The sequence below is a fragment of the Klebsiella sp. I138 genome (assembly GCF_051131765.1).
GTDB lineage: Bacteria > Pseudomonadota > Gammaproteobacteria > Enterobacterales > Enterobacteriaceae > Klebsiella.
The window spans coordinates 4791411-4816957 of sequence record NZ_CP180447.1; the positions used below are offsets into that span (position 1 = coordinate 4791411).

Genomic DNA, 25547 nt, shown 5'->3' on the forward strand with positions numbered 1-25547 from the left:
AATTTAAGCGTATCAGGGCTAGTTTTGCGTCACGGGCTTATTCGTACTGAGCGGCGGGATGTCATCATCGGCCGACTTGTTCTTCAGCACGGTCCAGATAACCACGGCACCCAGCAGGTCGAAGACCGCCAGCACGGCGAACAGCGGGCTGAAACCGATGGTATCTGCCAGAGCGCCAACCACCAGGGCGAACATGGTACTCGCCATCCAGGCTGCCATACCGGTCAGACCGTTGGCGGTAGCCACTTCGTTACGACCAAACACGTCGGAAGAGAGCGTAATCAGCGCACCGGACAGCGCCTGGTGAGCAAAACCGCCGACGCACAGCAGGGCGATGGCGACGAACGGGCTGGTGAACAGGCCGATCATCCCCGGGCCAATCATCAGCAGCGCGCCCATGGTTACGACCATTTTACGCGACACAATCAGGTTAACCCCGAACCAGCGCTGGAACAGCGGTGGCAGGTAGCCCCCGACGATGCAGCCCAGGTCGGCAAACAGCATTGGCATCCACGCAAACATCGCGATTTCTTTCAGGTTAAAGCCGTAGACTTTAAACATGAACAGCGGGATCCAGGCGTTGAAGGTCCCCCATGCTGGCTCAGCAAGGAAGCGCGGCAGCGCAATGCCCCAGAACTGACGGTTACGCAGAATCTGCCACGGAGACATTTTCTTGCTGTTGTTGGTCTGGTGATGAGATTCCTGACCGCCAATGATGTATTCGCGTTCTTCCTCGGTTAATTTCTTCTGGTCACGCGGGTGTTTGTAGAATACCAGCCACGCCATTGCCCAGATAAAGCTTAAGACACCGGAAATGATGAACGCCATCTGCCAGCTGTGCATCACAATCGCCCAGACGACCAGCGGTGGAGCGATCATCGCACCGATTGAGGAGCCCACGTTGAAGTAGCCCACGGCAATAGAGCGTTCTTTTGCCGGGAACCATTCAGAGCTGGCCTTCAGACCTGCCGGGATCATCGCCGCTTCCGCCGCGCCGACGGCGCCACGAGCCAGTGCTAATCCGCCCCAGCTGCCCGCCAGCGCCGTTGAACCGCAGAAAATGGCCCAGGCGATAGCAAAGAAGGCATAGCCGATTTTCGTCCCCAGAACATCAAGGACGTAGCCCGCTACCGGCTGCATAACGGTGTAAGCAGCTGAATAGGCTGCGATGATATAGGAATACTGTTGGGTGGAGATGTGTAACTCTTCCATCAGAGTCGGCGCAGCCGCAGCCACAGTGTTACGTGTCAGGTAGCCCAGCACGGTGCCCATTGTCACCAGTGCGATCATGTACCAACGTAACCCTTTAATTTTACGCATGTAAAACCTCATCGTTTGTTATATCTCCGCAGCGAGTGCGGCCATCTTCAAACCCTGTAACAGGGGTGGAGAAGGAGAAACGGAGGGCTCAGGGGGGAAAACCCATATGGCCCGAACCTTGCCATCAGTTGTTTTGCTTAATTCGGTATCCGTACCGGTCAACCCGATGTGTTTATTCATCGGAAGTGCACTCTGTCGGTTTATATGTTGCGACGGCAGAAAGATAACTTGTCATACAACTTTAAAAGTTGAGTACTGTCACAAAAGTGGGAAAGTTTATGGGGGTATTATCTCTTGCGAGCAAAGCCAGAGCTGGCGCGGCCTGGGAGAACGTTTACTCCCTGAAGGGTACTTTTTTTGTCAGCGTTTATTGATCTAACTCACGAAAAAGATTTCGGCCTGTGGAAATTGGTGTGATAACTTTGTCAGCATGATAGTCAATCATCTGATGGGCTCCGAAACGGGGCGAAGAGGAAATGAAAATGACACCGTTTATGACCGAAGATTTTCTGCTTGATACCGAGTTTTCCCGCCGCTTGTACCACGAATACGCCAAAGACCAGCCGATTTTCGACTATCACTGCCATCTTCCGCCGCAGCAGATTGCCGAAAATTATCGCTTTAAAAACCTGTATGACATCTGGCTGAAAGGTGACCACTACAAATGGCGCGCGATGCGTACAAATGGCGTGGCTGAGCGCCTGTGTACCGGTGATGCCTCGGACCGCGAGAAGTTTGACGCATGGGCAGCAACCGTTCCACATACTATCGGCAACCCGCTCTATCACTGGACACACCTGGAGCTGCGCCGCCCGTTTGGGATTACCGGTAAGGTGTTATCCCCACACACTGCGGATGAAATCTGGAATCAGTGCAACGAGTTGCTGACCCAGGATCGTTTCTCCGCTCGCGGCATCATGACGCAAATGAACGTGAAAATGGTCGGCACCACCGACGATCCGATCGATTCTCTGGAACATCATGCGGCAGTGGCGAAAGAGACGACCTTCACCACCAAAGTTCTGCCAAGCTGGCGCCCGGATAAAGCGTTCAACATTGAACAAGCCACTTTTAACGACTACATGGCGAAGCTGGGTGAAGTCTCAGATACCGACATCCGTCGCTTTGCTGATTTACAGTCCGCGTTGGTTAAGCGTCTGGATCACTTCGCCGCCCACGGCTGTAAAGTTTCCGATCACGCGCTGGATGTCGTGCTGTTCGCCGAAGCCAGCGATGCTGAACTGGACAGTATTCTTGCCCGCCGTCTGGCTGGTTCCACCTTGTGCGAGCATGAAGTCGCGCAGTTTAAAACCGCCGTGCTGGTCTTCCTCGGTGCCGAATACGCTCGCCGCGGCTGGGTACAGCAGTACCATATCGGCGCGCTGCGCAATAACAACCAGCGTCAGTTCAAGCTGTTAGGGCCTGATGTTGGTTTTGACTCCATCAACGATCGCCCGATGGCGGAAGAGCTGTCCCGTCTGCTGAGCAAGCAGAATGAAGAAAATCTGCTGCCGAAAACCATTCTTTACTGCCTGAACCCACGCGATAACGAAGTACTGGGCACGATGATCGGTAACTTCCAGGGTGAAGGGATGCCGGGCAAGATGCAGTTCGGATCCGGCTGGTGGTTCAACGATCAGAAAGACGGCATGGAACGTCAGATGACCCAGCTCGCTCAGCTTGGTCTGCTGAGTCGCTTTGTTGGCATGCTAACCGATAGCCGCAGCTTCCTGTCCTACACCCGCCATGAGTATTTCCGTCGCATCCTGTGCCAGATGATCGGCCGCTGGGTTGAAGCGGGTGAAGCGCCAGCGGATATTCAGCTGCTGGGCGAGATGGTGAAAAATATCTGCTTTAACAATGCGCGTGATTACTTCGCGATTGAACTGAATTAAGACCAGAGGTCGGTTGATATGCAATACATTAAGATCCATTCGCAGGATAACGTTGCTGTCGCATTAGCTGATATGGCTGCGGGTACCCAGGTCACTATTGATGGCGATACGGTTACGTTAAGCCAGGACGTTATCCGTGGCCACAAGTTCGCACTACACGCGATTGCGAAGGGAGAAAACGTCATTAAGTATGGTCTGCCCATTGGTCATGCGCTGGCGGATATCGCGCCAGGGGAGCATATTCACGCCCATAATACGCGAACCAACCTGAGCGACCTTGACGAGTATCGCTATCAACCCGATCTTATCGAGCCGACGGCGCAGCCTGCCGACCGCGAGGTGCAGCTTTATCGTCGCGCAAACGGCGATGTCGGGGTGCGCAATGAACTGTGGATCCTGCCGACCGTCGGCTGCGTGAACGGTATCGCTCGTCAGATTCAGAACCGTTTCCTGAAAGAGACCAACGAAGCGGAAGGTACCGATGGTGTCTTCCTCTTCAGTCATACCTACGGCTGTTCGCAGCTGGGGGATGACCACATCAATACCCGCACCATGCTGCAAAATATGGTGCGTCATCCGAACGCCGGGGCCGTGCTGGTGATTGGCCTGGGCTGTGAGAACAACCAGGTTGATGCATTCCGTGAAACCCTGGGCGAGTTCGATCCTGAGCGCGTGCACTTTATGATCTGCCAGAAGCAGGATGACGAAGTGGAGGCCGGGCTTGAGCATCTGCATCAACTTTACGACGTGATGGGCCACGACAAACGTACGCCAGGTAAACTGAGCGAACTGAAGTTTGGCCTTGAATGCGGCGGGTCAGACGGCCTTTCGGGGATTACTGCTAACCCGATGCTGGGGCGTTTCTCGGATTACCTGATCGCCAACGGCGGCACTACCGTACTGACGGAAGTCCCGGAAATGTTCGGCGCCGAACAGCTGCTGATGAGCCACTGCCGAGATGAAGAGACCTTCGGCAAGCTGGTGACGATGGTGAATGATTTTAAACAGTACTTTATTGCCCATAATCAGCCTATTTACGAGAACCCATCGCCGGGCAACAAAGCCGGTGGTATCACCACGCTGGAAGATAAGTCTCTGGGCTGTACCCAAAAAGCGGGCTCCAGCCAGGTGGTAGACGTCCTGCGCTACGGCGAACGTTTAAAAATGCACGGCCTCAACCTGCTGAGCGCGCCGGGCAACGATGCGGTAGCAACCAGCGCACTGGCCGGTGCGGGCTGCCATATGGTGCTGTTTAGTACCGGTCGCGGCACGCCTTACGGCGGTTTTGTGCCGACGGTTAAAATCGCCACTAACAGCGAACTGGCGGCGAAAAAGAAACACTGGATCGATTTCGATGCCGGTCAGTTGATTCACGGTAAAGCGATGCCGCAGCTGCTGGAGGAGTTCGTGGATACCCTCGTTGACATCGTCAATGGCAAACCGACCTGCAATGAGCGCAATGATTTCCGCGAACTGGCTATCTTCAAAAGCGGTGTCACCTTGTAATGATCCTCATCCGACTTCGTCACGGTGCCGGGTGGAACAATAGCCCGGCCGGCGTATAAAAAAGATGAAGTCTCTGTAGTGAGTGAAAAACGGCGCGCCCTGAGGGGATCGCCGTTTGCTTTTGTCTGTTATGACAAGGAACTTTCATGACTGCGTATTGGCTTGCCCAGGGCGTAGGTGTCATCGCCTTTCTGATCGGAATCACCACCTTTATCAATCGCGACGAGCGCCGCTTTAAACAGCAACTGGCGCTGTACAGCGGCATAATCGGGCTGCATTTTATTCTGATGGGGGCGATGCCCGCCGGCATGAGCGCCGGGCTGAACGCCGTGCGCACGCTCATATCATTGCGCACGCGTAGCATGTGGGTGATGGCGACGTTTATTACCCTGACGCTGGTTCTTGGTCTGGGAAAATTGCAGCATGCGATGGAGCTGCTACCGGTTATCGGTACCGTCGCCAGTACCTGGGCTCTGTTCCGCTGTAAAGGGCTCACCGTCCGCTGTGTGATGTGGTGTTCTACCGCCTGCTGGGTGACGCATAACTTTTGGCTGGGTTCGATCGGTGGAACGCTGATTGAAGGCAGCTTCTTAATCGTCAATGGCCTGAATATTATTCGTTTCTGGCGCATGCAAAAACGCGGGATAGATCCGTTTAAACTGGAAAAGGCTGAGGGGGAAGCGAACCCCTCCGCACGTTAGCGGAGGGGAAGGGCGGGATTAATCGCGCAGTGCGTTTTTCGCCAGCTGCTCGTCTTCCGCCATACAGGCGGCAGCGGTGAACAGCACGTCGGTGGAGGAGTTCAGCGCGGTCTCACAGGAGTCCTGCAGTACGCCAATGATAAAGCCGACAGCAACGACCTGCATGGCAACATCGTTGGGAATGCCGAACATGTTACAGGCCAGCGGAATCAGCAGCAGAGAACCGCCCGCCACGCCGGAAGCGCCGCAGGCGCACAGAGAGGCGACGACGCTCAGCAGCAGCGCGGTAGGCAGATCCACCGGAATACCCAGGGTGTGCACGGCAGCCAGCGTTAGCACCGTAATAGTAATGGCGGCCCCGGCCATATTGATGGTTGCGCCCAGCGGGATCGACACCGAATAGGTATCGCGATCGAGATTCAGTTTTTCACTCAGCGCCATATTCACTGGAATGTTGGCGGCGGAGCTGCGGGTAAAGAAGGCGTACACGCCGCTTTCGCGCAGGCAGGTCAGCACCAGTGGGTACGGGTTACGACGGATTTTCCAGAAGACCAGCAGCGGGTTAATTACCAGCGCCACCAGCAGCATGCAGCCTACCAGCACCATCAGCAGCTGCGCGTACCCCCACAGGGTTTCGAAGCCCGTGGTCGCCAGCGTTGAAGAGACCAGACCAAAAATACCCAGCGGTGCAAAACGAATAACCAGTTTTACAATAAAGGTCACCGCATGGGAGACATCGTTGATCAGGTTTTTCGTCGTCTCGTTGCCTTGACGCAGCGCAAAACCCAGGCCGACAGCCCACACCAGAATCCCGATATAGTTGGCGTTGAGTAAGGCATCAACTGGGTTTGAGACCATGCTCATCAGCAGTCCGCGCAGTACTTCGACGATACCAGACGGCGGCGTAATGTCGCCGGCGGCGGACGTCAGGTGCAGCGTGGAAGGGAAGACAAAGCTAAACAGCACGGCGGTTAATGCCGCGCTGAAGGTCCCCAGCAGATACAGGAACAGAATCGGACGGATACTGGTTTTTTGTCCCTGCTGGTGGTTGGCGATGGAAGCCATGACCAGCATCAGCACCAGAACCGGCGCAACGGCCTTCAGCGCGCCGACAAATAGCGTACCGAGCAGGCCAACGGCGATTGCCGCCGGTTTGGAAACCAGCGCCAGCAATACGCCAAGCACCAGGCCGACTAAAATTTGTTTAACCAGGCTGCCCTGAGCCAGGCGCTGTAGCAGGCCCGATGGGGGCGTTTGTGTCGTCATAATTCATTCCTTGTTGTGATGTTGCTATCCGTCCCGTGTACGTATTATTTGTTACGTTTATGTCCGGATGTAAATAAATGTTTGCCTGGTTGAGTATACGGAAAGCGCGTCGGGTAGGAAGCGTAAAATGCTGCTTATTTAGCTGAGATCTTATTTTTTAACTATGTATTAACGTTTTTGTGACATGACGAGAAATAATACGCGGCGGGCGTTGCTGACCGGGTGAAAGCGGCTTCCACCCGGTCATTTAAGGCTTAGTGCTGTAATTTCTTCTTATCGTTTTGCTTATTAACCCACGCGTTAATCAGCAGCGTCAGCGCCAGAATGCCGCCAACCACGCCGAGCGAAATGCCAATCGGGATATGGTAGAAGTCGACGATCAGCATCTTGATGCCGATAAAGACCAGAATGATCGACAGGCCATATTTCAGCATTGAGAAACGCTCTGCGACGCCGGCCAGCAGGAAGTACATCGCGCGCAGGCCGAGAATGGCGAACAGGTTCGACGTCAGGACGATGAACGGGTCGGTGGTCACGGCGAAAATCGCCGGGATGCTATCGACCGCGAAAATGACATCGCTCAGTTCTACCAGGATCAGCACCAGCAGCAGCGGCGTGGCAAACAGGACACCGTTTTGCCGCGTGAAGAAGCGCTCGCCTTCAATTTTATCCGTCATACGCAGATGGCTGCGGATCCAGCGTACCAGCGGTTTGTCGCCGAAACCGGAATCGTCTTCTTTCGCCAGCGCCATCTTCACGCCGGTAAACAGCAGGAAGGCGCCAAAGATGTACAGCAGCCACTCGAACTGCGAAATCAGCCAGCTTCCGGCAAAGATCATCACCGTACGCAACACGATCGCACCGAGCACACCGTAAACCAACACTCTTCGCTGTAGCGCGGGCGGAACGGAGAAGTAGCTGAACAGCATCAGCCAGACAAAGACGTTGTCTACGGCCAGCGCTTTTTCAATCAGATAGCCGGTAAGGAAAGCCAGCGCCTGAGGATCGGCAACGGCACGGCCTTCGGTTTGCGCCAGGTGCCACCAGAAAACAGCGTTAAAGAGAAGGGAGAGCGTAACCCAGAGAATTGACCAACCTGCGGCCTGTTTCATGGTCATGCCATGCGCACCACGCCGTCCCTGAAGAAGCAGATCGATGGCCAACATGATCACCACGACCACGGCGAATCCGCCCCATAACAACGGTGTGCCGACAGTATTCATTACTTAATTCCTTACATAAAAACAAAACGGCTGACGTCGGAAGACGGCAGCCGCTGCGTGTTTATGCATAGACCTCGCCTTCCGGCAAGGTCTCACTTACAACAATAAAAGAGCCGCGCGATACAGGCGGATCTTTTATTATTGCCCGGCGACCGGATGCGGTTTTGCACGCATCGTAATGACGATCCACCGGCAAGGAAGTTACTCCCCTTTGCGCGTAACAAAATATGACAAGTCATAAGTGGCGTCAATGGCTGCTGACGGCCTCTTTACACTCTTTTACGCCACCTGCGGATTATCAGCCGGGAATACTACGCCGGTCTGGCGGCGAATTTCGCTCAGCAGGCTGGCCGTAATACGGCTGACCTCCAGCCCAGGGTGAATAACCTGTTTGTTCTCCACCAGGCGCGCAAACTCTTCCGCCTCGTAGAGCATAGTATTGATATGCTGTGGCTGCGTCAGATCCTGGGCTTTCCCGCCGCGCGGAATGAAAGAGAGCTTCTGGCACTCGGAGATTTTTTCGATCACCAGCGCACCGGCTTCGCCCTGAATTTCGCTTGGCAGCGTGGAGTCGCTCACTTTTGAATGGTGCAGCGTGACGTCAAAATCTGCATAGTTCAGCACCACGGTTCCCTGTGCATCAACGCCGCTGTCCAGCAGGCTGGCGCTGGCATGAACCGCACGCGGTTCGCCCCACAGCGCCACGGCCGAGGCCAGGCAATAGAAACCGATATCCATAATCGAGCCGTTAGAGAAGGCCGGGTTGAAGGTATTCGGGTTCTCACCGTCGAGATAGCGCTGATAGCGAGAAGAGTACTGGCAGTAATTGATAAATGCTTTATGCAGTTTTCCCACTTTACCAAGCGACTGTTGCAGCAGCAGGAAATTCGGCAAAGTAGCGGTTTTGAAGGCTTCGAACAGCACCACCTGGTGTTCACGAGCGGTTTTGATCGCGGCTTCAACTTCCCGCAGATTTGAGGCCAGCGGTTTTTCGCAAATCACATGTTTTTTATGGCTCAGGAACAGCTGTGTTTGCGGGAAGTGCAGGGAGTTCGGGCTGGCGATATAAACGGCATCGACGGCATCGCTTTGCGCCAGATCGTCCAGCGACGTAAAAAGATGGTCGACGGGATAATCTTGCGCAAAGGCTTGCGCTTGTTCAAGGCTGCGAGAGTAAATTGCGGTGAGTTTATACTTGCCAGTTTCATGGGCGGCATCGACAAACTGTTTAGTTATCCAGTTTGTGCCAACAACAGCGAAACGTATCATAAACGTTGACGAACTCCGTTAAAGGGGACCTTTGGTCACTTTAACATGCCATCATGACAAAACCAGTGCGCGACTACGCAGAACGATTTAACGAAAGGTGCGTCAGCCACAGACGGGTATCGAACTCCAGCTGATGGTACTGCGGTTCCATATAGCAGCAGAGTTGATAGAAGGCTTTGTTATGCTCTTTCTCTTTAAGATGCGCCAGCTCATGCACTACGATCATGCGCAAAAAGGCTTCCGGGGCGTCGCGAAATACCGTGGCTACGCGAATTTCGGCTTTCGCCTTCAGCTTCCCTCCCTGAACCCGCGAAATGGCGGTATGCAGGCCGAGCGCGTTATTCAACACATGGATCTTGCTGTCGTACATCACCTTATTTACCGGTGCTGCGCCGCGTAAATAGCGGGTTTTCAGATCCTGAGTGTACTGATAAAGCGCCTTGTCGTTATTGACATCATGGCCTTCCGGATAGCGCTTTTGCAGGACCGCCCCCAGGCGCTGCTCGGCAATTAATGTGCGAACCTGGGAAAGTAAATTCTCCGGATAGCCTTGCAGGTATGTGAGTTGACTCATTACAGCTCCAGATAAAAGATCTTCACATCCTCCTTCAGGCTGCATCGGCGCATCTTGAATGATTTTGTGCATAAAAAGGGTATACTCACGCACCCTTTCAGGGATAACACCGAAATTTTACCACTCAGGAGGGCCGATGAGCCACTTAGACAACGGTTTCCGTTCACTGACACTAAAACGTTTTCCGGAAACGGATGATGTTAACCCGCTACTGGCGTGGGAAGCGGCGGATGAATATCTGCTGCAGCAGTTAGATGAGACGGAAATTAACGGCCCGGTCCTGATTTTCAACGATACCTTTGGTGCGCTGGGCTGCGCGCTGGCGGAGCATACGCCGTTCAGCATCGGCGATTCTTACCTCACCGAGCTCGCCACGCGTGAGAACTTACGCCATAACAATATTGAAGAATCCAGCGTCAAGTTTCTCGACAGTACGGCTGAGTATCCTCAGGCGCCAGGCGTTGTGCTAATTAAAGTTCCGAAAACGCTGGCATTGCTGGAGCAGCAGCTGCGCGCCCTGCGTCAGGTTGTGACACCGCAAACCCGCATCATCGCCGGCGCGAAGGCCCGCGATATTCATACTTCCACGCTGGAACTGTTTGAGAAAGTACTGGGGCCGACCACCACCACTCTGGCCTGGAAAAAAGCCCGTCTGATCAACTGTACGTTCAGCGCACCGGCCCTTGCCGAGGCTCCGCAGACGCTGAGCTGGAAGCTGGAAGGGACGGACTGGACGATCCACAACCATGCGAATGTGTTTTCCCGCACCGGGTTGGATATCGGCGCGCGTTTCTTCATCGAACATCTTCCGTCAGACATTGAAGGTGAGATTGTCGATCTGGGCTGTGGTAACGGGGTGGTTGGCCTGACGCTGTTGGAGAAGAATCCGCTGGCTAACGTGGTGTTCGTTGATGAATCGCCGATGGCCGTCGCCTCCAGCCGTCTGAATGTTGAAACTAACATGCCAGAGGCGCTGGACCGCTGCGAGTTTATGATTAACAACGCGCTGTCGGGCGTAGAGCCTTTCCGCTTTAATGCTGTATTGTGCAACCCTCCTTTCCATCAGAAGCATGCGCTGACGGATAATATTGCCTGGGAGATGTTCCACCACGCGCGCCGCTGCCTGAAGATCAACGGTGAGCTGTATATTGTGGCCAACCGTCACCTCGATTATTTCCACAAGATGAAGAAAATCTTCGGTAACTGCACTACCGTCGCCACCAACAATAAATTCGTGGTGTTGAAAGCGGTGAAAGTGCGCAAGCTGCGCTGATCTGTAGACTACCGTAACCCGGAAGGCGCAGTGCCTCCCGGGGTTTTCTGGTTTGCGGCCATCGTTAAATGGCCAGCGCGAGCGTCGTACCCTGGGCAATAGCGCGGCGAGCATCCAGCTCCATCGCGACATCGCACCCGCCAATCTGATGCACCACTTTCCCCGCCGCGCGCAGCGGGTCCGCCAGCTCGCGTCTGGGTTCCTGGCCGGCGCAAATAATGACCCGATCGACATGCAACACCTGCGGTTCACCGCCGATCGTGACATGCAATCCTTCATCGTCGATCTTTTGATAGCTGACGCCCGGGAACATTTTGACGCCGCGCGCCAGCAGCGTGGCGCGGTGGATCCACCCGGTGGTTTTCCCCAATCCATCGCCGGGTTTGCTGGTCTTGCGCTGGAGCATCACAATTCGACGCGGGCTTTTTTCCAGCTGCGGTCCTTCCGGACGCAGGCCGCCTGCCGTCTGCAGGCTGGTATCAATGCCCCATTCCTTGCAAAATGCGTCGATATTCTGGCTGGTGGCAACGCCCGGCTGGCTCAAAAACATTGCGGTATCAAACCCGATGCCGCCGCAGCCGATAATGGCGACGCTCTGGCCCACCGGTGCCTTGTCGCGCAGAACGTCGAGGTAGCTCAGGACTTTCGGATGGGTAATTCCGGCGATATCCGGCATTCGCGGGGCGATCCCGGTGGCGAGAATAGTTTCATCAAACGTCATCAAACGATCCGCCGTGACGAATTGACCCAGCTGCAAATTAACCCCGTGCAGATCCAGCATGCGGCGGTAGTAGCGCAGCGTTTCGTAAAACTCTTCTTTGCCGGGGATCTGTTTGGCGATATTAAACTGCCCACCGATCTCCTGCTGCGCGTCAAACAGGGTGACAGAATGTCCGCGCGCGGCGGCATTAACGGCAAAGGCCAGCCCTGCTGGGCCAGCGCCGACGACGGCGAGGCGTTTTGGCACGGCCGCAGGCGTGACCGGCATCAGAGTTTCGTGGCAGGCTCGTGGGTTAACCAGACAGGAGGTGACCTTCCCGGCGAAGATCTGATCCAGACAGGCCTGGTTACAGCCGATACAGGTATTTATCTCATCGGCGCGCCCGCTTTTGGCTTTGCTAAGGAACTCACCGTCGGCAAGGAACGGGCGCGCCATTGACACCATATCGGCATCGCCGCGGGCGAGGATCGCATCGGCCACTTCGGGATCGTTGATGCGGTTAGTGGTCACCAGGGGGATCGACACCGCGCCCTTCAGCTTACGGGTTACCCAGCTGAAAGCACCGCGCGGCACCGGCGTGGCGATGGTGGGAATACGCGCCTCGTGCCAGCCTATTCCGGTATTGATAATCGTCGCTCCCGCCGCTTCGATGGCCTGCGCCAGCGTAGTGACCTCCTCCAGGGTACTCCCGTCGTTGACCAGATCGAGCATCGACAGGCGATAGATAATAATAAAGTCGTGACCGGCTCGCTCGCGTACCGCGCGCACGACTTCGACGGCAAAGCGCATGCGCCGGGCGTAATCGCCACCCCACTCATCGGTACGCTGGTTGGTGTGCGCGGCGAGAAACTCGTTGATTAAATAGCCCTCTGAACCCATCACTTCGACACCGTCGTAGCCCGCCTCCCGGGCCAGCTGTGCGCAGCGGGCAAAATCGGCGATCAGCTGCAGGATCTCATCATGGCTTAGCGCATGCGGAGTAAAGCGGTTAATCGGCGCCTGCAATGCCGACGGCGCCACCAGCTGTGGCTGATAGCTATAGCGACCGGTATGTAAAATTTGCAGGGCGATTTTGCCGCCTTCGCGGTGGACCGCATCGGTAATGTGCCGATGGTGTGCCAGGTGGCTGGCATCGTCGAGCACCGCGCCGCCGGCCATCGTGACGCCGGAGTCCGCTGGCGCAATTCCGCCGGTGACAATCAGCGCCACGCCGTGGCGCGCGCGCTCGGCGTAAAAGGCCGCCAGCCGCTCTGCGCCGTCGGCATGTTCTTCCAACCCGGTGTGCATGGAACCCATCAGCACGCGGTTTTTCAGCTGGGTGAAACCCAGGTCGAGCGGGGCGAATAACGACGAGTAGTGGCTCATAATGGCTTCCAGTCTCTTATACCCGCCATACTTCAAGCTGCATATGTGTTGGCTGCGCTCGTTATTCGGCTCATCCATGAGCCTCACCCTTATCAGGGCCGCTGCTCGCAGCGTTCAAATCTGTTCCAGACAGATTTGTCACCCCAGTCACTGACTTTGTAAGCTCCTGGGGATTTACGGCCTTGCCGCCTTCATGCCGCTTGAATTATTTCGGGTATGTAACATTATTGTTGTGTGGTCGGATGAGTTACTAATTTAGCCGTCGCGGGCGAAAAGTGAAAAAGGGCGTGCGGTGATTGTGATGGGATTCAAATAACGATGGCGAGAAGGCCCCCTCATCCAGGGAAGAGGGGGAGTCTGTACTAAGAGCTGGGAGCTCAGGGCGCCGGGACGACCGGTGGCCGTCGCTCAAGGCCCGGTGCTTGCCACATTGACGTCGTCAGCCCGCTGTCGACCAGCCCCAGTTGGTCGGCATAGACCGACTGCCATTTCTCCATCATCCCCTGGTACAGCTCGCGATGTGCCGGGTTAGGGGTAAACTCCCGGTGCCAGCTCACCAGCTTCTCGCCCGCGCTGGCCATATCGCTGTATAAGCCGGCGCCGGTTCCGGCGGCGATTGCGCAGCCCAGCGCCGTGGCTTCACGCACGACCGGTACTCGTACCGGCAGGCCGGTGACGTCGCTGAGGATCTGGCTCCACAGTGCCCCTTTCGATCCGCCGCCGGCAAAGACCAGGCTGTCAAACGTCACGCCGGAAAAGCGGGATATTTGCGCCAGGTTGCAGGCGGAGACAATCGCCGCGTTCTCCTCCAGCGCGCGGAACAACGTGGCCTTGTTGCATTTTTCCGGGTCGATGGAGAGGTTAATAAACGACGGCGCGGCGTGATACCACTGCTTAAAATGCATTGCATCGGAGAATATCGGCATCACGCCGTGAGAACCTGCCGGCACGCGGCTGGCCATCTCTTCGAGCAGAGCATAGGCATCCATCCCCAGGCGTTCCGCAACCAGCTTCTCTTCAGCGCAAAAAGCATCGCGGAACCAGCGCATGGTCAGGCCGGTGAAGAAGCTGATGGACTCGGCCTGCGCCATACCGGGAATGACGTGCGGGTTGATGCGAATATTCATCTCCGGGTCGGTACGGACCTCCGGCAGATTCACCACCTGTTGCCAGAAAGTGCCCCCCAGCACGGCGCTTTGGCCGGCGCGTACCACGCCCAGGCCGAGGCAGCCGAGCTGTACGTCCCCGCCACCCATGACCACCGGCGTCCCGGCCCGCAGGCCGCACTGCTGCGCCGCCGTGTCGGTCACTGCGCCAAGCGGTGTGCCGGTCTCTTTCACCGGCGAGAGCATATCCGCACGCAGTCCGGCCATATCGAGCAGCGCAGGACGCCAGTCGCGGCTGAACAGATCGAGCATCCCGGTAGTACCGGCGTTAGACGGGTCGACGGCCAGTTCACCGGAGAGTTTTGCCGCCAGCCAGTCGCTAATCATGGTGATAGTGGCGGCCTGACGATAGATATCCGGGCGATGGTGGGCCAGCCACAGCAGCCGCGGCATGGCGCTTAACGCCAGCGTCTGGCCGGAGACGTCATAGACTTCAGATTCAAAATGATAATCATGAATCTCTTTAAGCTCAGCCACTTCGCGGCTGGCGCGGGCATCGACGTTGGCGCAGGCCCAGATAGCCTCGCCGTTGCGGTCGTACAGCACGATGCCTTCGCGCATGGAACAGCAGGCGACGGACTGAATATCGCCCCCCTGGAGGTGGGCGTTTGCCAGCGCCTGGCGGATACACTGGCAGGCCAGAAGCCAGTTGGTGGTGAGGTCAAACTCCATAGAGCCGGGAACATTTTCCACGCTCAGATGCTTCCATTCCGCCTGGCCGACTGCGACCTGGTGGCCGGCGAGATCGAAAATCACCGCCCGAATACTGCCGGTCCCGGCATCTAACGCTAACAGGTAACTCATGACATGCGCCTCGCGATTGTTGCGCGGCGCAGGGCCATCAGGAGGCCAGCGTGAGCACCGCGCGTGCTGTTGTCTCTTCCGTTACCAGGCCATTGATGCGTTTGCCCACCAGGGCGGCATAAATCGCCTGCGCTTTTTCCGTTCCACCGGCAACGCCGACAATGGTCGGCAGCTGCGCCAGCTCGTCGAGGGTGACGCCGAGTAATTCCCGGTGAATCTCTAGTTCCTCAACCCGCCTGCCGTCGGCCTGCAGGAAATACCCTAAAATGTCGCCGACTGCGCCTTTCCGGGCGTACATCAGCTGTTCGCCTTCGCTGATGTAGCCGGAGCGCAGAATGGTGGCATCGCGGCGCTGGTCGATGGCGCCGATGCCCACGACCGCCGCATCCGCCGCGGTGGCTGCCAGAATGACATCGCGAACGCTCGACTCCCGCCGCAAAATTTCAGCCACGTTGGCCGAAGAGACCCGCAGCGGCGCCGGAATGATGCTGACGCGACAGGCGGCGTCCAACTGGCCGATGCCGGTCATATAGGGACCGACGCCGCCGGACAGCGTGACCAGCCGCACCTGCTGAGAGCTGATAAACCCGCTCAGGTGCTGCAGGCAGCTCATGGTGGCTTCGCCAAATCCCACCGCCAGCAGCTGCCCCGGTTCCAGCACCCCCATCAGCGATTGCGCCGCGCCAATCCCCAGACGCGTGTTCATCGGCGGGGTATTGAGCGCCGGCAGCACGCGAGCGATCTTCAGGTTAAAACGCTGCTGCAGCTCGGTTTCCAGCGCCAGACACCCCTCATAGCGGGAGTTGATCTGCACGCGGATCACCCCGGACTGGCGGCCTTTCTCCAGCAGACGGGAGATCTTTAACCGCGGCAGCCCCAGGCGCTCGCCGATATCGTTCTGCGTCAATCCGTCGTGGTAGTAACACCAGGCCACCCGAGCCACCAGCTCCTCTTCGGCTAATGCCAGGCCTGCGTAGCGACTCTCTTCCGTAATGCGTTTTTCGCTCATAAATTGAACTCTTATAAAAATTTAGATCATATGTTCGCTATTGCGCGGTCGGAAAGTGTGAGCCGACTGGCAAAACCGATCTTTCATTGTTTGCCGATTTTTTCCAACGATCTAAAGCATGAAACTGTGATCTTTGCACGGTTGTAAATATAGTTCACCGTCTACGCTTTTGAACATTATTAAATTAAAAAATCATTTGTTCATACGAGGCGTGATGATGAACCCACTGCTTGAAGCCCGGCAGATTCGCAAACAGTTCTCCGGCATCGCCGTGTTGAAGGGCATTGATTTCACGCTCTTTTCCGGCCAGGTGCATGCGCTGATGGGCGGCAATGGCGCGGGAAAATCAACGCTAATGAAGATTATCGCCGGGGTGGAAACGCCCGACGACGGTGAACTTACCCTTGGCGGCCGCGCTTTTGCGCGTCTTAACCCGGCGCTGGCCCATCAGCTGGGGGTGTACCTCGTTCCCCAGGAGCCAATGCTGTTTCCCAACCTGACGGTACGGGAAAATATTCTTTTCCGTCTGCCAAAGCGGCCAGATAACAGCGGACGGCTGGAGGAGACGCTGCGGCAGTTGAACTGTCAGCTCAATCTGGAGGCGGTGGCCGGGACGCTGGAAGTGGCGGATCAACAGATGGTGGAGATCCTGCGTGGCCTGATGCGCGACGCGCAGATCCTGATCCTCGATGAACCCACCGCCTCTTTAACTCCCGGGGAGACGGATCGGCTGTTTCGTCAGATCCGCGCCCTGCAGGATCTCGGCGTCGGGATTGTTTTTATCTCGCACAAGCTGCCGGAGATCCGCCAGATCGCCAGCCATATCTCGGTCATGCGCGACGGCGCAGTGGTGCTCAGTGGTGAAACCGCGTGCTACAGCGACGCTCAGTTGATCAATGCGATGACCCCCGTCGACAGAGGGCACGATCTCAGCGATAGCCAGAAGCTTTGGCTGGCGCTGCCGGGGAATCGCCGCACTCAGGCGCAGGATTTTCCGGTGCTGAGGGTGGAGGATCTGACCGGCGAAGGTTTTATCGATCTCAGCCTGGAGATCCATGCCGGGGAGATCGTTGGTCTGGCCGGGCTGGTGGGATCCGGACGTACCGAATTTGCCGAGACGCTGTACGGCCTGCGTCCGCCGCGTGCCGGGCGAGTGTGGCTGGAGAACCGCGACATTAGCCGCGACAGCACGCGCGCACGGCTTGCCAGCGGTCTGGTCTATTTGCCAGAGGATCGCCAGGTGTCCGGGCTGTTTCTCGATGCCCCGGTACGCTGGAATACGGTGATGTTTAACCAGCCGTCATGGTGGCAGCAGCGCCAGCGCGAGTCGGCGGTCGTGGAGCGCTATCACCGGGCGCTGGGTATCAAACTCAATCACAGCGATCAGACCGTGCGAACGCTCTCCGGCGGTAATCAGCAAAAGGTGCTGCTGGCCCGCTGTCTGGAAGCCAATCCGCTGCTGCTGATTGTCGATGAGCCGACGCGCGGCGTGGACGTTTCCGCCCGGGCTGACATCTATCAACTGCTAAAAAGCGTCGCCGCACAAAACGTGGCGGTGCTGATGATATCAAGCGATCTGGATGAGTTTGTCGGGCTGGCCGACCGGGTGGTGGTAATGCATCAGGGTCGGCAGAGCGGCGAGTTGTTAAGGCCGGCGGTCACCGTCGATCGCATGATGACGCTGGCCTTTGGAGGGCAGTCATGAAAATGTTACTTAGAAACCGCGAGCTGAGCGCTTTGCTGGCGATTCTGGCGCTGTTTGCGCTGCTGATCGCGCTCAACCCGGCCTGGTTCAGCCTGCAAATTCTGGCGATGATATTTGCCAGTTCACAAATTCTCTGCCTGCTGGCGCTGGGGGCGACGCTGGTGATGCTGACCCGCAATATCGATGTGTCCGTCGGCTCGACCGTCGGTCTGAGCGCGATTGCAGTAGGCGCCGCGCTCAACGGCGGCTATGGCCTGACGGCGGCGATCGTCTTTGCGCTGGCGGTTGGCGCGCTGGCGGGGGCCTTTAACGGCCTGCTGGTTGTTGGTCTGCGCATTCCGGCGATTGTTGCGACGCTCGGTACGCTGGGGCTGTATCGCGGGGTGATGCTGCTGTGGACCGGCGGCAAGTGGATCGAGGGCCTGCCCGATAGCCTGAAGTCACTTTCCGAACCGGTTTTTATCGGCGTTTCTCCGCTGGGATGGCTGGTACTGGCGCTGCTGCTGGTAGGCGCATGGCTGCTGGCACGCACCGCGTTTGGCCGTGATTTTTACGCCGTAGGCGATAACCTGGCCGCCGCGCGTCAGCTGGGGGTCGCGGTTAACCGCACGCGCATGCTGGCTTTTACGCTGAACGGTATGCTGGCGGCCTGCGCCGGGATCGTCTTTGCCGCGCAGATAGGTTTTGTCCCCAATCAAACCGGCAGCGGGCTGGAGATGAAGGCCATTGCCGCCTGCGTGCTGGGGGGGATTTCTCTGCTCGGCGGAACCGGAACTCTCGTCGGCGCCTTTCTCGGCGCCTTTTTCCTCACCCAAATCGATACCGTACTGGTGCTGCTCCGACTCCCGGCATGGTGGAACGACTTTATTGCTGGTCTGGTTCTGCTGGGGGTGCTGGTGCTCGACGGGCGGCTGCGCCAGGCGCTGGCGCGGCATCAGCGAGCGCTGAAGTACAGCCGCTTTCAACCCGGCAACAAAGGGGGAAAGCACGTCACCCCGTTCGCAAAACGTAAAAGCAAAGAGGTGGCGTAGATGAAACTCAACTGGGAAAGCACGCTGCTGGCATTATTGGTACTGGAGATCCTGCTGTTTGGTGCGATCAATCCGCGCATGCTGGATATCAACATGCTGCTGTTCAGCACCAGCGACTTTATCTGTATTGGCATCGTCGCACTGCCGCTGACTCTGGTGATCATCAGTGGTGGCATTGATATTTCTCTCGGATCCACCATCGGCCTGTGCGCCATTGCGCTGGGGGTGATGATGCAGTCTGGCTGGCCGATGGGGCTGGCAATTCCCCTGACTCTCGTTCTTGGTCTGCTGTGCGGCCTGGTGAACGCGGCACTGATCCACTATACCGGCATCAGCCCGCTGGTGATTACCCTCGGCACGCTGTATCTCTACGGCGGCGCCGCGTTGCTGCTTTCCGGTATGGCGGGGGCAACGGGTTATGAAGGCATAGGCGGCTTCCCGGACAGCTTTACCGCCTTCGCCAATCTGACGCTCGTTGGCCTGCCGCTCCCGCTGGTGTTGTTTATCGTCATTACCTTTTTCTTCTGGCTGCTGACCCACCGCGGGCGCTTCGGCCGCCACCTCTTTTTGCTTGGACAAAACCCCAGAGCGGCGCGCTATGCCGCCTTGTCGGTCAACGGGATGCCGTACGTGCTATATGGCCTGGTGGGCGTGGCTTCGGCAATCGCGGCGCTGATTCTGGTCTCCTACTTCGGCTCAGCGCGATCGGATTTGGGCCGCGACCTGCTGATGCCTGCGCTGACCGCGGCGGTGCTCGGCGGGGCGAATATCTACGGCGGCTCGGGTTCGATACTGGGTACGGCGCTGGCGGCACTGCTGGTGGGGTATCTGCAACAAGGTTTACAGATGGTCGGCATCCCCAACCAGGTGTCGAGCGCGCTGTCAGGGGCGCTGTTGGTTGTGGTGGTGATGGGACGTTCGTTGAGCCTGCATCGTGAATGGGTGCGTACGGTCTGGCGGCGTCTTTTCTCGCGTAAAACAATCGGAGCATAACAAGATGAAAGCAAAACATATTCTGCACATCAGCGCCCTGGCGCTGACCATGAGCGTGGCGGTAGCTCAGGCTGCCGACCGTATCGCCTTTATCCCTAAACTGGTTGGCGTAGGCTTCTTTACCAGCGGCGGTAACGGCGCGAAAGAGGCCGGTAAAGCGCTGGGAGCAGACGTCACCTACGACGGACCGACCGAGCCGAGCGTGTCCGGCCAGGTGCAGCTGATCAATAACTTCGTCAACCAGGGCTATAACGCGATTATCGTCTCAGCCGTGTCACCTGACGGCCTGTGCCCGGCGCTCAAGCGGGCGATGCAGCGCGGGGTCAAGGTGCTGACCTGGGACTCTGACACCAAACCTGAGTGCCGCAGTATTTATATCAACCAGGGAACGCCGCAGCAGCTCGGTGGCCTGCTGGTGGATATGGCGGCGAAACAGGTCAGCAAGCCGACGGCCAAAGTGGCGTTCTTCTACTCCAGCCCGACGGTGACCGACCAGAACCAGTGGGTAAAAGAGGCGAAGGCCAAAATTGAAAAAGAGCACCCGCAGTGGCAAATCGTCACTACCCAGTTTGGCTATAACGATGCCACTCGCTCCCTGCAAACCGCTGAAGGGATCCTGAAAGCCTACCCGGACCTTGACGCCATTATCGCGCCGGATGCCAACGCGCTTCCGGCTGCCGCGCAGGCGGCAGAAAACCTCAAAAGGCAGGGCGTTGCGATCGTCGGCTTCAGCACGCCGAACGTGATGCGCCCCTACGTTGAGCGCGGCACGGTAAAAGCCTTCGGCCTGTGGGATGTGGTACAGCAGGGGAAAATTGCGGTTAACGTCGCCGATCGGCTGCTGAAAAAAGGCGATCTTAACGTTGGTGACAGCGTAGACGTTAAAGATATCGGGACGCTGAAGGTCGAACCAAACAGCGTGCAGGGCTACCAGTATGAAGCGAAAGGCAACGGTATCGTGCTGCTGCCGGAGCGCGTGGTGTTCACCAAAGATAACATCAATAACTACGACTTCTGATGGAGGATGAGATGGCAGATTTAGACGATATCAAAGAGGGGAAAGACTTCGGGTTTGACCGACCGCAGAAGAATACGCTCTATACGTTGAAAGGCTGCGGCTCGCTGGAGTGGGGGATGCAGTCCCGGCTGGCGCGCATCTTTAATCCGCACAGCAACCGCACGGTGATGCTGGCCTTCGACCACGGCTACTTTCAGGGGCCGACCACCGGCCTTGAACGTATCGATCTTTCTATCGCCCCATTGTTTGATGAAACTGACGTGCTGATGTGTACCCGCGGCGTGCTGCGCAGTCAGGTTCCGGCGGCCACCAATAAGCCGGTGGTGCTGCGTGCCTCCGGCGGTAATTCTATTCTCAGCGAACTGTCCAACGAGTGCGTCGCTGTGGCGATGGAGGACGCGTTGCGCCTGAACGTCTGTGCGGTGGCGGCCCAGGTCTATATCGGGAGTCCGTATGAGCATCAGTCGATCAATAACATCATTAAGCTGGTGGACGCCGGGAACCGCTACGGGATGCCGGTACTGGCGGTCACCGGCGTGGGTAAAGAGATGACCCGCGACGCCCGCTACTTCTCATTAGCCAGCCGGATTGCCGCCGAGATGGGGGCTCAGTTTGTTAAAACCTACTTCGTCGAAGAGGGGTTTGAAAAGGTCACCGCCAGCTGTCCGGTGCCGATCGTGATCGCCGGCGGGAAAAAGCTGCCGGAGCATGAAGCCCTTGAGATGTGCTGGCGGGCGATTGACCAGGGCGCATCCGGCGTGGATATGGGGCGCAATATTTTCCAGTCCAGCGCGCCGCGCGCGATGCTGAAGGCAGTGAAGAAAGTGGTCCACGAGAATATGAATGCCCGTGAGGCGTATCAGTTCTGGCAGGAAGAGAAACAGGGAGAGCTAAAATGAACGTGACGCTGGTGGAGATAAATATCAAGCCAGAGCGGGTGGAGGCGTTTCTCGACGTCTTTCGTGCCAACCATGAAGGGGCGCTGAAAGAGCCGGGCAACCTGCGCTTTGACGTGTTGCAGGACCCGGAAGTGAAGACCCGTTTTTTTATCTACGAAGCCTATAAAGATGATGAGTCGGTGCTGGCGCACAAGCAAACCCCGCACTACCTGGCCTGCGTGGAGAAGCTCGACGAGATGATGTCGGAGCCGCGTAAGAAACGCAGTTTCGTGGGGTTATTGCCGGTGGTGTAGGCATTACCGGGCCTACGAGTCAAACCCCGTAGGCCCGGTAAGCGTAGCGCCACCGGGCATTAATGGACTACGGTTTCCTGAAAAAATCGTTATACAACATATACAAATGCGCGGCGCTCCAGGAGAAGTTGGGCGCGCCTTGCTGGGCGCCGGTCAGCGGGTTGTAGTTCTCCTGAATCGGGCCGTCGGAGGTGAGTCCTTTGGCGTGCTTAAAGAAGGTATCCGCCAGCTTGAGTGCTTCTTCACGATGACCGTAGCGTGCCATGCCTTTGAGGCCAAACCAGAACTGATCCACCCACACGCGGCCGCGCCAGTAAATATCCGGGCCAAATGCCGGGTTGGTTAATGCGGCGGTACCCAGCGGTACGAAGGTATTGAACTCTTTGGCATCGAGCATCACGCTGATCACCCCATCGGCGTGCTGCTGGGTTGCCGCGCCGTTAAACAGCGGCGACCAGCCTTCCGGGCCTTTGCCGCGTTCGACAATCGGCTTCCCGGCGCAGCCGTTGGCCAGCGGCTTTTCTTCGATCCGAATGTCGTAATAGAACGAGGTCTGCGGGTCGAACATACAGGTGTTGATATAGTCCGCCAGCTTCTGTGCCAGCGCCTGGTAGCGTTTCGCCTCATCGGGTTTACCGAGAAGGGTCGCCATCTCCGCCAGATAGTGGTTGTCGCTGTACATATAGCTGGCCTGATCAACCGACTCCTGTAACAGTGAATAGCCCAGCAGATGTCCTTGTTTATCGCGGTTTTCGGCAAAGTTGACCGTCCAGTCACTGCGCTTGCCGCCGTTGGCCACATACTTATCCAGCTGATCTTTATCGATAAAGCCGAACACCGCCGCATCATCGCGCCCTGACTCCCAGGACGCGGCGACCTGCGCCGGGATCTCCAGGCTGTCATAATCCCCCTTGCGGGTGACGGCTTCATAGGTTTTCAGGCCAGAAAGTGTCTCCTCGTTGTCGCCTTTTTTGAGCGTAAACAGCATCGCGCCGTTGGCGGTATTATGGGCTTTATCGCGAGTGGCGCCGTACTCTGGCACGCCGTTGCCGTTATGATCGCGATTGCGTAGCCACCAGTCGTGATAGGCCACCAGCTTCGGATACATCTCCTGTAGCCACGCTTTATCTTTGGTGACGCGATAGACCTCCATCACCGACCAGGCGGCCAGGCTTGGCTTGGTATTGCGCTCATTCCAGTTAGTACCATCGCCGCCGCGCTCTGGGCTCAGGTTCCAGGCGATGAGGTCCGGGACGAAGCCGACGTCCTGCGGGCGTACCTTGTCGTTGGCCTGAATCTGCCAGGAGAAGACCGCGCGAATATTCTCTTTGGCGATCTCGGGGTTAAAGTGCGCCATGGCGTAAGCCTGTTTCCAGGTATCCCAGGGCCAGGTCTGATTGCCGGAGAACCAGCGCCCGGTGACCGACGGAGTGACAGTATTGTGCTGCACTGCGCCGCCCGGCGCGCGCCAGTTACCGTTAAGCGTTTCGATAGCCTTAACCGCCACCCGGGTCTGTTCGGCGGTCGCATCCGGGTTAGTCAGCCCTTTTTGCAGATAGCCGTCCCAGCGCTGCTGCGACGCGTTCAGGTAGAACGCCGGGCGAGCGAGGATATCGCGGATCTGTGCTTTCTCCGTTCGCACCTGCTCCGCGGTCAGCAGATGTGAATAGGTTGTGTAAATCGTCGTGGAGCCGCTGATTTTGGCCGTGCTGGTAAAGCGGTGGCCGTCGATTTCGGTCTCGGCCGGCAGGGACTTATGGATCTGATACTGCGACTCACCGGAGGTCATCAGGTCAGAAGCGGCGCGTACCTTGCCGAAGCTCACCGTCAGTCCGTCGTGGGTTGCCGTCAGGCGGCGCTGATAATCCGGGAATGCGCCGTCGATGGTCTTATCCGAGAGTGGTTTTCCCTCTTTGGCTTCCAGTTTTTCCAGCAGCGCGCCGTCCCACACCAGGGTGAGCGGCGTATTGCTGGTGATTTTGGTCTCCAGCAGCGAGGTGTGCGGGCTGGCAAAGCGCAGGGTCATGACGACGCGTACGCCGGGGGCGGTTAGCGTCTGTACCAGCGCGCCGGGCAGACTCCAGGCCTGAAGGGTGAAGGCCACTTTTTGACCGTTCTGATAGACCGTCAGTCGGTCGAAGCTGGTGGCCATAAAGTTGATGTATTCTTCCGTCAACAGCGCCGGGCCGGGGAAGCCGCCCATGGTTGCCGGGCCATCCGGAAGCAGATGTCCGTGCCACGCACCGAGATCGAAAAACGGGTTAAAACGCTGGTGGTCATCGTGGTCAAAATCATGCATGTACTGTGGCGAACCGGTCCGGTTGATGACGTTTTTAAACGCATCGGCGGTGACCGCGTGGGCGGAAAAACTCAGTAGCAGCGCACAGGCCAGCGGCGTGAAACGGGTGGTGATATTCATGGTATTTATATCCCTTCTTACCAGTAGAAATATTGCATCAGGAAGACCTGATCGGCCGGATCGCCAGAAGCATTTTTCAGATAAAAACGGCTGTCGGCGGCGGTAGCAAAACGGCCGCCGCCATATTCGTACCAGATACCGAATTGCATAAACGAGGTGGTCTCTTCGGCGGCACGATCCGGGCGGTGTCTGGCGTAGCTGTATGCGGTTGAAAGGTAAAAGCCTTTTAATGCTTCATACATTGCGCTGGCCATAAACCCGGTTTCGCTTCCGGGGACGTTCAGGCCTTTAGCGCGGCCGGTATGGTGCCAGGCGCGGGCGGCGAGGTTGGGTGAGAGAATACCGGTTAAAAATAGCTGCCCGGTGCCGTCGGTCACTTCCAGGCCGTTCATCCAGGTGACCTCTTTGGTCAGGTCGTACTGGATATAGCCGTTGACCATTGCCGGATAGGTATATTTATCGTCGTAGCGGTCATATTTGCCAAAGTGCAGCCAGGCTTTGCTCTCGTCATGATGTCCGGCCGGCGTAGCGGTGATGCTGTAGCGCAATTCTCCGGCCAGGTTTTGCACCTTGAGGGCGTACATGATGTCGCGGGTATTGGGGATAACGTACCCCAGGTCCGGCGTAAAATCGGCCCACCACTGTAGGTCATCCAGCGACGAGTCCTGGCGCAGGCTGAGCATGATTTCGGTGCTGTCATCAGTTTTATAGCCGCCATAAAACCGGTTTATCCCGCCTTCAAACCCGCCCCAGCTGTGGCCGGGCTCCCAGGCGTTGCCCTGGCTGTCCGCCTGTACCGTCCAGCCTTCGCCGTAAATTAAACCGAACCAGTGGCCGTGCTTTATTTCCAGACCCCCTTCAATATAGGTCCCGTCGCTATACTTATGTTTATTTTCACCTTCTAAATCCATATATCCGCCGAGGCCCATCTCGCCATAAAAACGGAATGACGGAGAGGTCATTTCTGGCGTTTTTGTATCATCATGCTCCGCCGGATGGGCGATTTCAGCGGCAATAGCCGGGCAGCAAAAAGCGAGGGCAGCGAGTGCCCCGTACAGCGAATTATTATTTTTCATAACGTTTTCAGAGGTATTGTT

The 25547-nt window shown here is 57.2% G+C and carries 20 protein-coding genes; 10 read left to right on the forward strand and 10 right to left on the reverse strand.

Annotated elements, in window-relative coordinates:
* Positions 1–18: 18 nt before the first annotated feature.
* Positions 19–1320: an MFS transporter gene (locus ACMYSK_RS22480; protein WP_434638593.1), complete on the reverse strand. Its 1302-nt coding sequence runs from the start codon at positions 1318–1320 to the stop codon at positions 19–21.
* A 482-nt stretch (positions 1321–1802) separates the two neighbouring features.
* Between ACMYSK_RS22480 and uxaC the strand changes: the two genes are divergently transcribed.
* The 3 genes from uxaC (at position 1803) to ACMYSK_RS22495 (ending at position 5422) form a co-directional block, all read left to right on the forward strand.
* Positions 1803–3215, forward strand: a complete 1413-nt coding sequence (uxaC, locus tag ACMYSK_RS22485) for a glucuronate isomerase (RefSeq protein WP_434638594.1) — start codon at positions 1803–1805, stop codon at positions 3213–3215.
* Between the two features lie 18 nt (positions 3216–3233).
* Positions 3234–4721, forward strand: a complete 1488-nt coding sequence (locus ACMYSK_RS22490; RefSeq protein ID WP_434638596.1) for a UxaA family hydrolase — start codon at positions 3234–3236, stop codon at positions 4719–4721.
* A 146-nt stretch (positions 4722–4867) separates the two neighbouring features.
* Positions 4868–5422: a YgjV family protein gene (locus tag ACMYSK_RS22495; protein WP_434638598.1), complete on the forward strand. Its 555-nt coding sequence runs from the start codon at positions 4868–4870 to the stop codon at positions 5420–5422.
* A gap of 18 nt (positions 5423–5440) precedes the next feature.
* On the opposite strand, the gene sstT is transcribed toward ACMYSK_RS22495, so the two are convergent.
* The 4 genes from sstT to ACMYSK_RS22515 form a co-directional block, all read right to left on the reverse strand.
* Positions 5441–6688, reverse strand: a complete 1248-nt coding sequence (gene sstT / locus ACMYSK_RS22500; RefSeq protein WP_434638599.1) for a serine/threonine transporter SstT — start codon at positions 6686–6688, stop codon at positions 5441–5443.
* A gap of 254 nt (positions 6689–6942) precedes the next feature.
* On the reverse strand, positions 6943–7911 hold the full coding sequence (locus ACMYSK_RS22505) for a TerC family protein (RefSeq protein ID WP_434638601.1): 969 nt from the start codon (positions 7909–7911) through the stop codon (positions 6943–6945).
* A gap of 279 nt (positions 7912–8190) precedes the next feature.
* Positions 8191–9180, reverse strand: coding sequence for a Gfo/Idh/MocA family protein (locus ACMYSK_RS22510; RefSeq protein ID WP_434638603.1), 990 nt, complete (start codon positions 9178–9180; stop codon positions 8191–8193).
* Positions 9181–9253: 73 nt separating this feature from the next.
* On the reverse strand, positions 9254–9754 hold the full coding sequence (locus tag ACMYSK_RS22515; protein ID WP_131048503.1) for a M48 metallopeptidase family protein: 501 nt from the start codon (positions 9752–9754) through the stop codon (positions 9254–9256).
* Positions 9755–9890: 136 nt separating this feature from the next.
* Here ACMYSK_RS22515 and rlmG point away from each other — a divergent pair, with 136 nt between their 5' ends.
* The gene (gene rlmG, locus ACMYSK_RS22520; RefSeq protein WP_434638604.1) at positions 9891–11027 is read left to right on the forward strand and encodes a 23S rRNA (guanine(1835)-N(2))-methyltransferase RlmG; all 1137 of its coding nucleotides are present in this window, start codon (positions 9891–9893) and stop codon (positions 11025–11027) included.
* Positions 11028–11091: 64 nt separating this feature from the next.
* On the opposite strand, the gene ACMYSK_RS22525 is transcribed toward rlmG, so the two are convergent.
* The 3 genes from ACMYSK_RS22525 to lsrR all read right to left on the reverse strand — a co-directional run bounded on the left by ACMYSK_RS22525 (position 11092) and on the right by lsrR (position 16092).
* Entirely contained in the window at positions 11092–13113 is a 2022-nt protein-coding gene (locus ACMYSK_RS22525; RefSeq protein WP_434638607.1) for an FAD-dependent oxidoreductase, read from the reverse strand.
* Positions 13114–13490: 377 nt separating this feature from the next.
* Entirely contained in the window at positions 13491–15083 is a 1593-nt protein-coding gene (gene lsrK, locus ACMYSK_RS22530) for an autoinducer-2 kinase (RefSeq protein ID WP_434638608.1), read from the reverse strand.
* Between the two features lie 37 nt (positions 15084–15120).
* A complete protein-coding gene (gene lsrR / locus ACMYSK_RS22535) occupies positions 15121–16092 on the reverse strand; it encodes a transcriptional regulator LsrR (RefSeq protein WP_434638610.1) in 972 nt (323 codons plus the stop codon).
* Positions 16093–16309: 217 nt separating this feature from the next.
* On the opposite strand from lsrR, the gene lsrA reads away from it, so the two are divergent.
* The 6 genes from lsrA to lsrG are packed head-to-tail and all read left to right on the forward strand — an operon-like array spanning position 16310 to position 22031.
* Positions 16310–17797, forward strand: coding sequence for an autoinducer 2 ABC transporter ATP-binding protein LsrA (gene lsrA / locus ACMYSK_RS22540; RefSeq protein WP_434644278.1), 1488 nt, complete (start codon positions 16310–16312; stop codon positions 17795–17797).
* Entirely contained in the window at positions 17794–18828 is a 1035-nt protein-coding gene (lsrC, locus tag ACMYSK_RS22545; RefSeq protein WP_434638611.1) for an autoinducer 2 ABC transporter permease LsrC, read from the forward strand. The genes lsrA and lsrC overlap by 4 nt, the downstream gene beginning before the upstream one ends.
* Positions 18829–19821 (forward strand): autoinducer 2 ABC transporter permease LsrD, encoded by a 993-nt coding sequence (gene lsrD / locus ACMYSK_RS22550; RefSeq protein ID WP_434638612.1) that lies wholly within the window; start codon positions 18829–18831, stop codon positions 19819–19821. It begins immediately after the preceding gene.
* Between the two features lie 4 nt (positions 19822–19825).
* Complete coding sequence (gene lsrB, locus ACMYSK_RS22555; RefSeq protein WP_434638613.1) at positions 19826–20839, forward strand: autoinducer 2 ABC transporter substrate-binding protein LsrB; 1014 nt, start codon at positions 19826–19828, stop codon at positions 20837–20839.
* 11 nt (positions 20840–20850) lie between these two features.
* Positions 20851–21738: a 3-hydroxy-5-phosphonooxypentane-2,4-dione thiolase gene (gene lsrF, locus ACMYSK_RS22560; protein WP_434638616.1), complete on the forward strand. Its 888-nt coding sequence runs from the start codon at positions 20851–20853 to the stop codon at positions 21736–21738.
* Complete coding sequence (lsrG, locus tag ACMYSK_RS22565) at positions 21735–22031, forward strand: (4S)-4-hydroxy-5-phosphonooxypentane-2,3-dione isomerase (RefSeq protein WP_434638617.1); 297 nt, start codon at positions 21735–21737, stop codon at positions 22029–22031. Before lsrF ends, lsrG begins: the two co-directional genes overlap by 4 nt.
* A gap of 67 nt (positions 22032–22098) precedes the next feature.
* Here the strand turns inward: lsrG and ygjK are convergent, their stop codons facing one another.
* Positions 22099–24450 carry an alpha-glucosidase gene (gene ygjK, locus ACMYSK_RS22570; RefSeq protein ID WP_434638618.1) on the reverse strand — a complete coding sequence of 784 codons (2352 nt, stop codon included), beginning with the start codon at positions 24448–24450 and terminating at the stop codon, positions 22099–22101.
* Positions 24451–24467: 17 nt separating this feature from the next.
* Positions 24468–25526 carry a protein YgjJ gene (gene ygjJ / locus ACMYSK_RS22575; RefSeq protein ID WP_434638619.1) on the reverse strand — a complete coding sequence of 353 codons (1059 nt, stop codon included), beginning with the start codon at positions 25524–25526 and terminating at the stop codon, positions 24468–24470.
* Positions 25527–25547 lie beyond the last annotated feature (21 nt).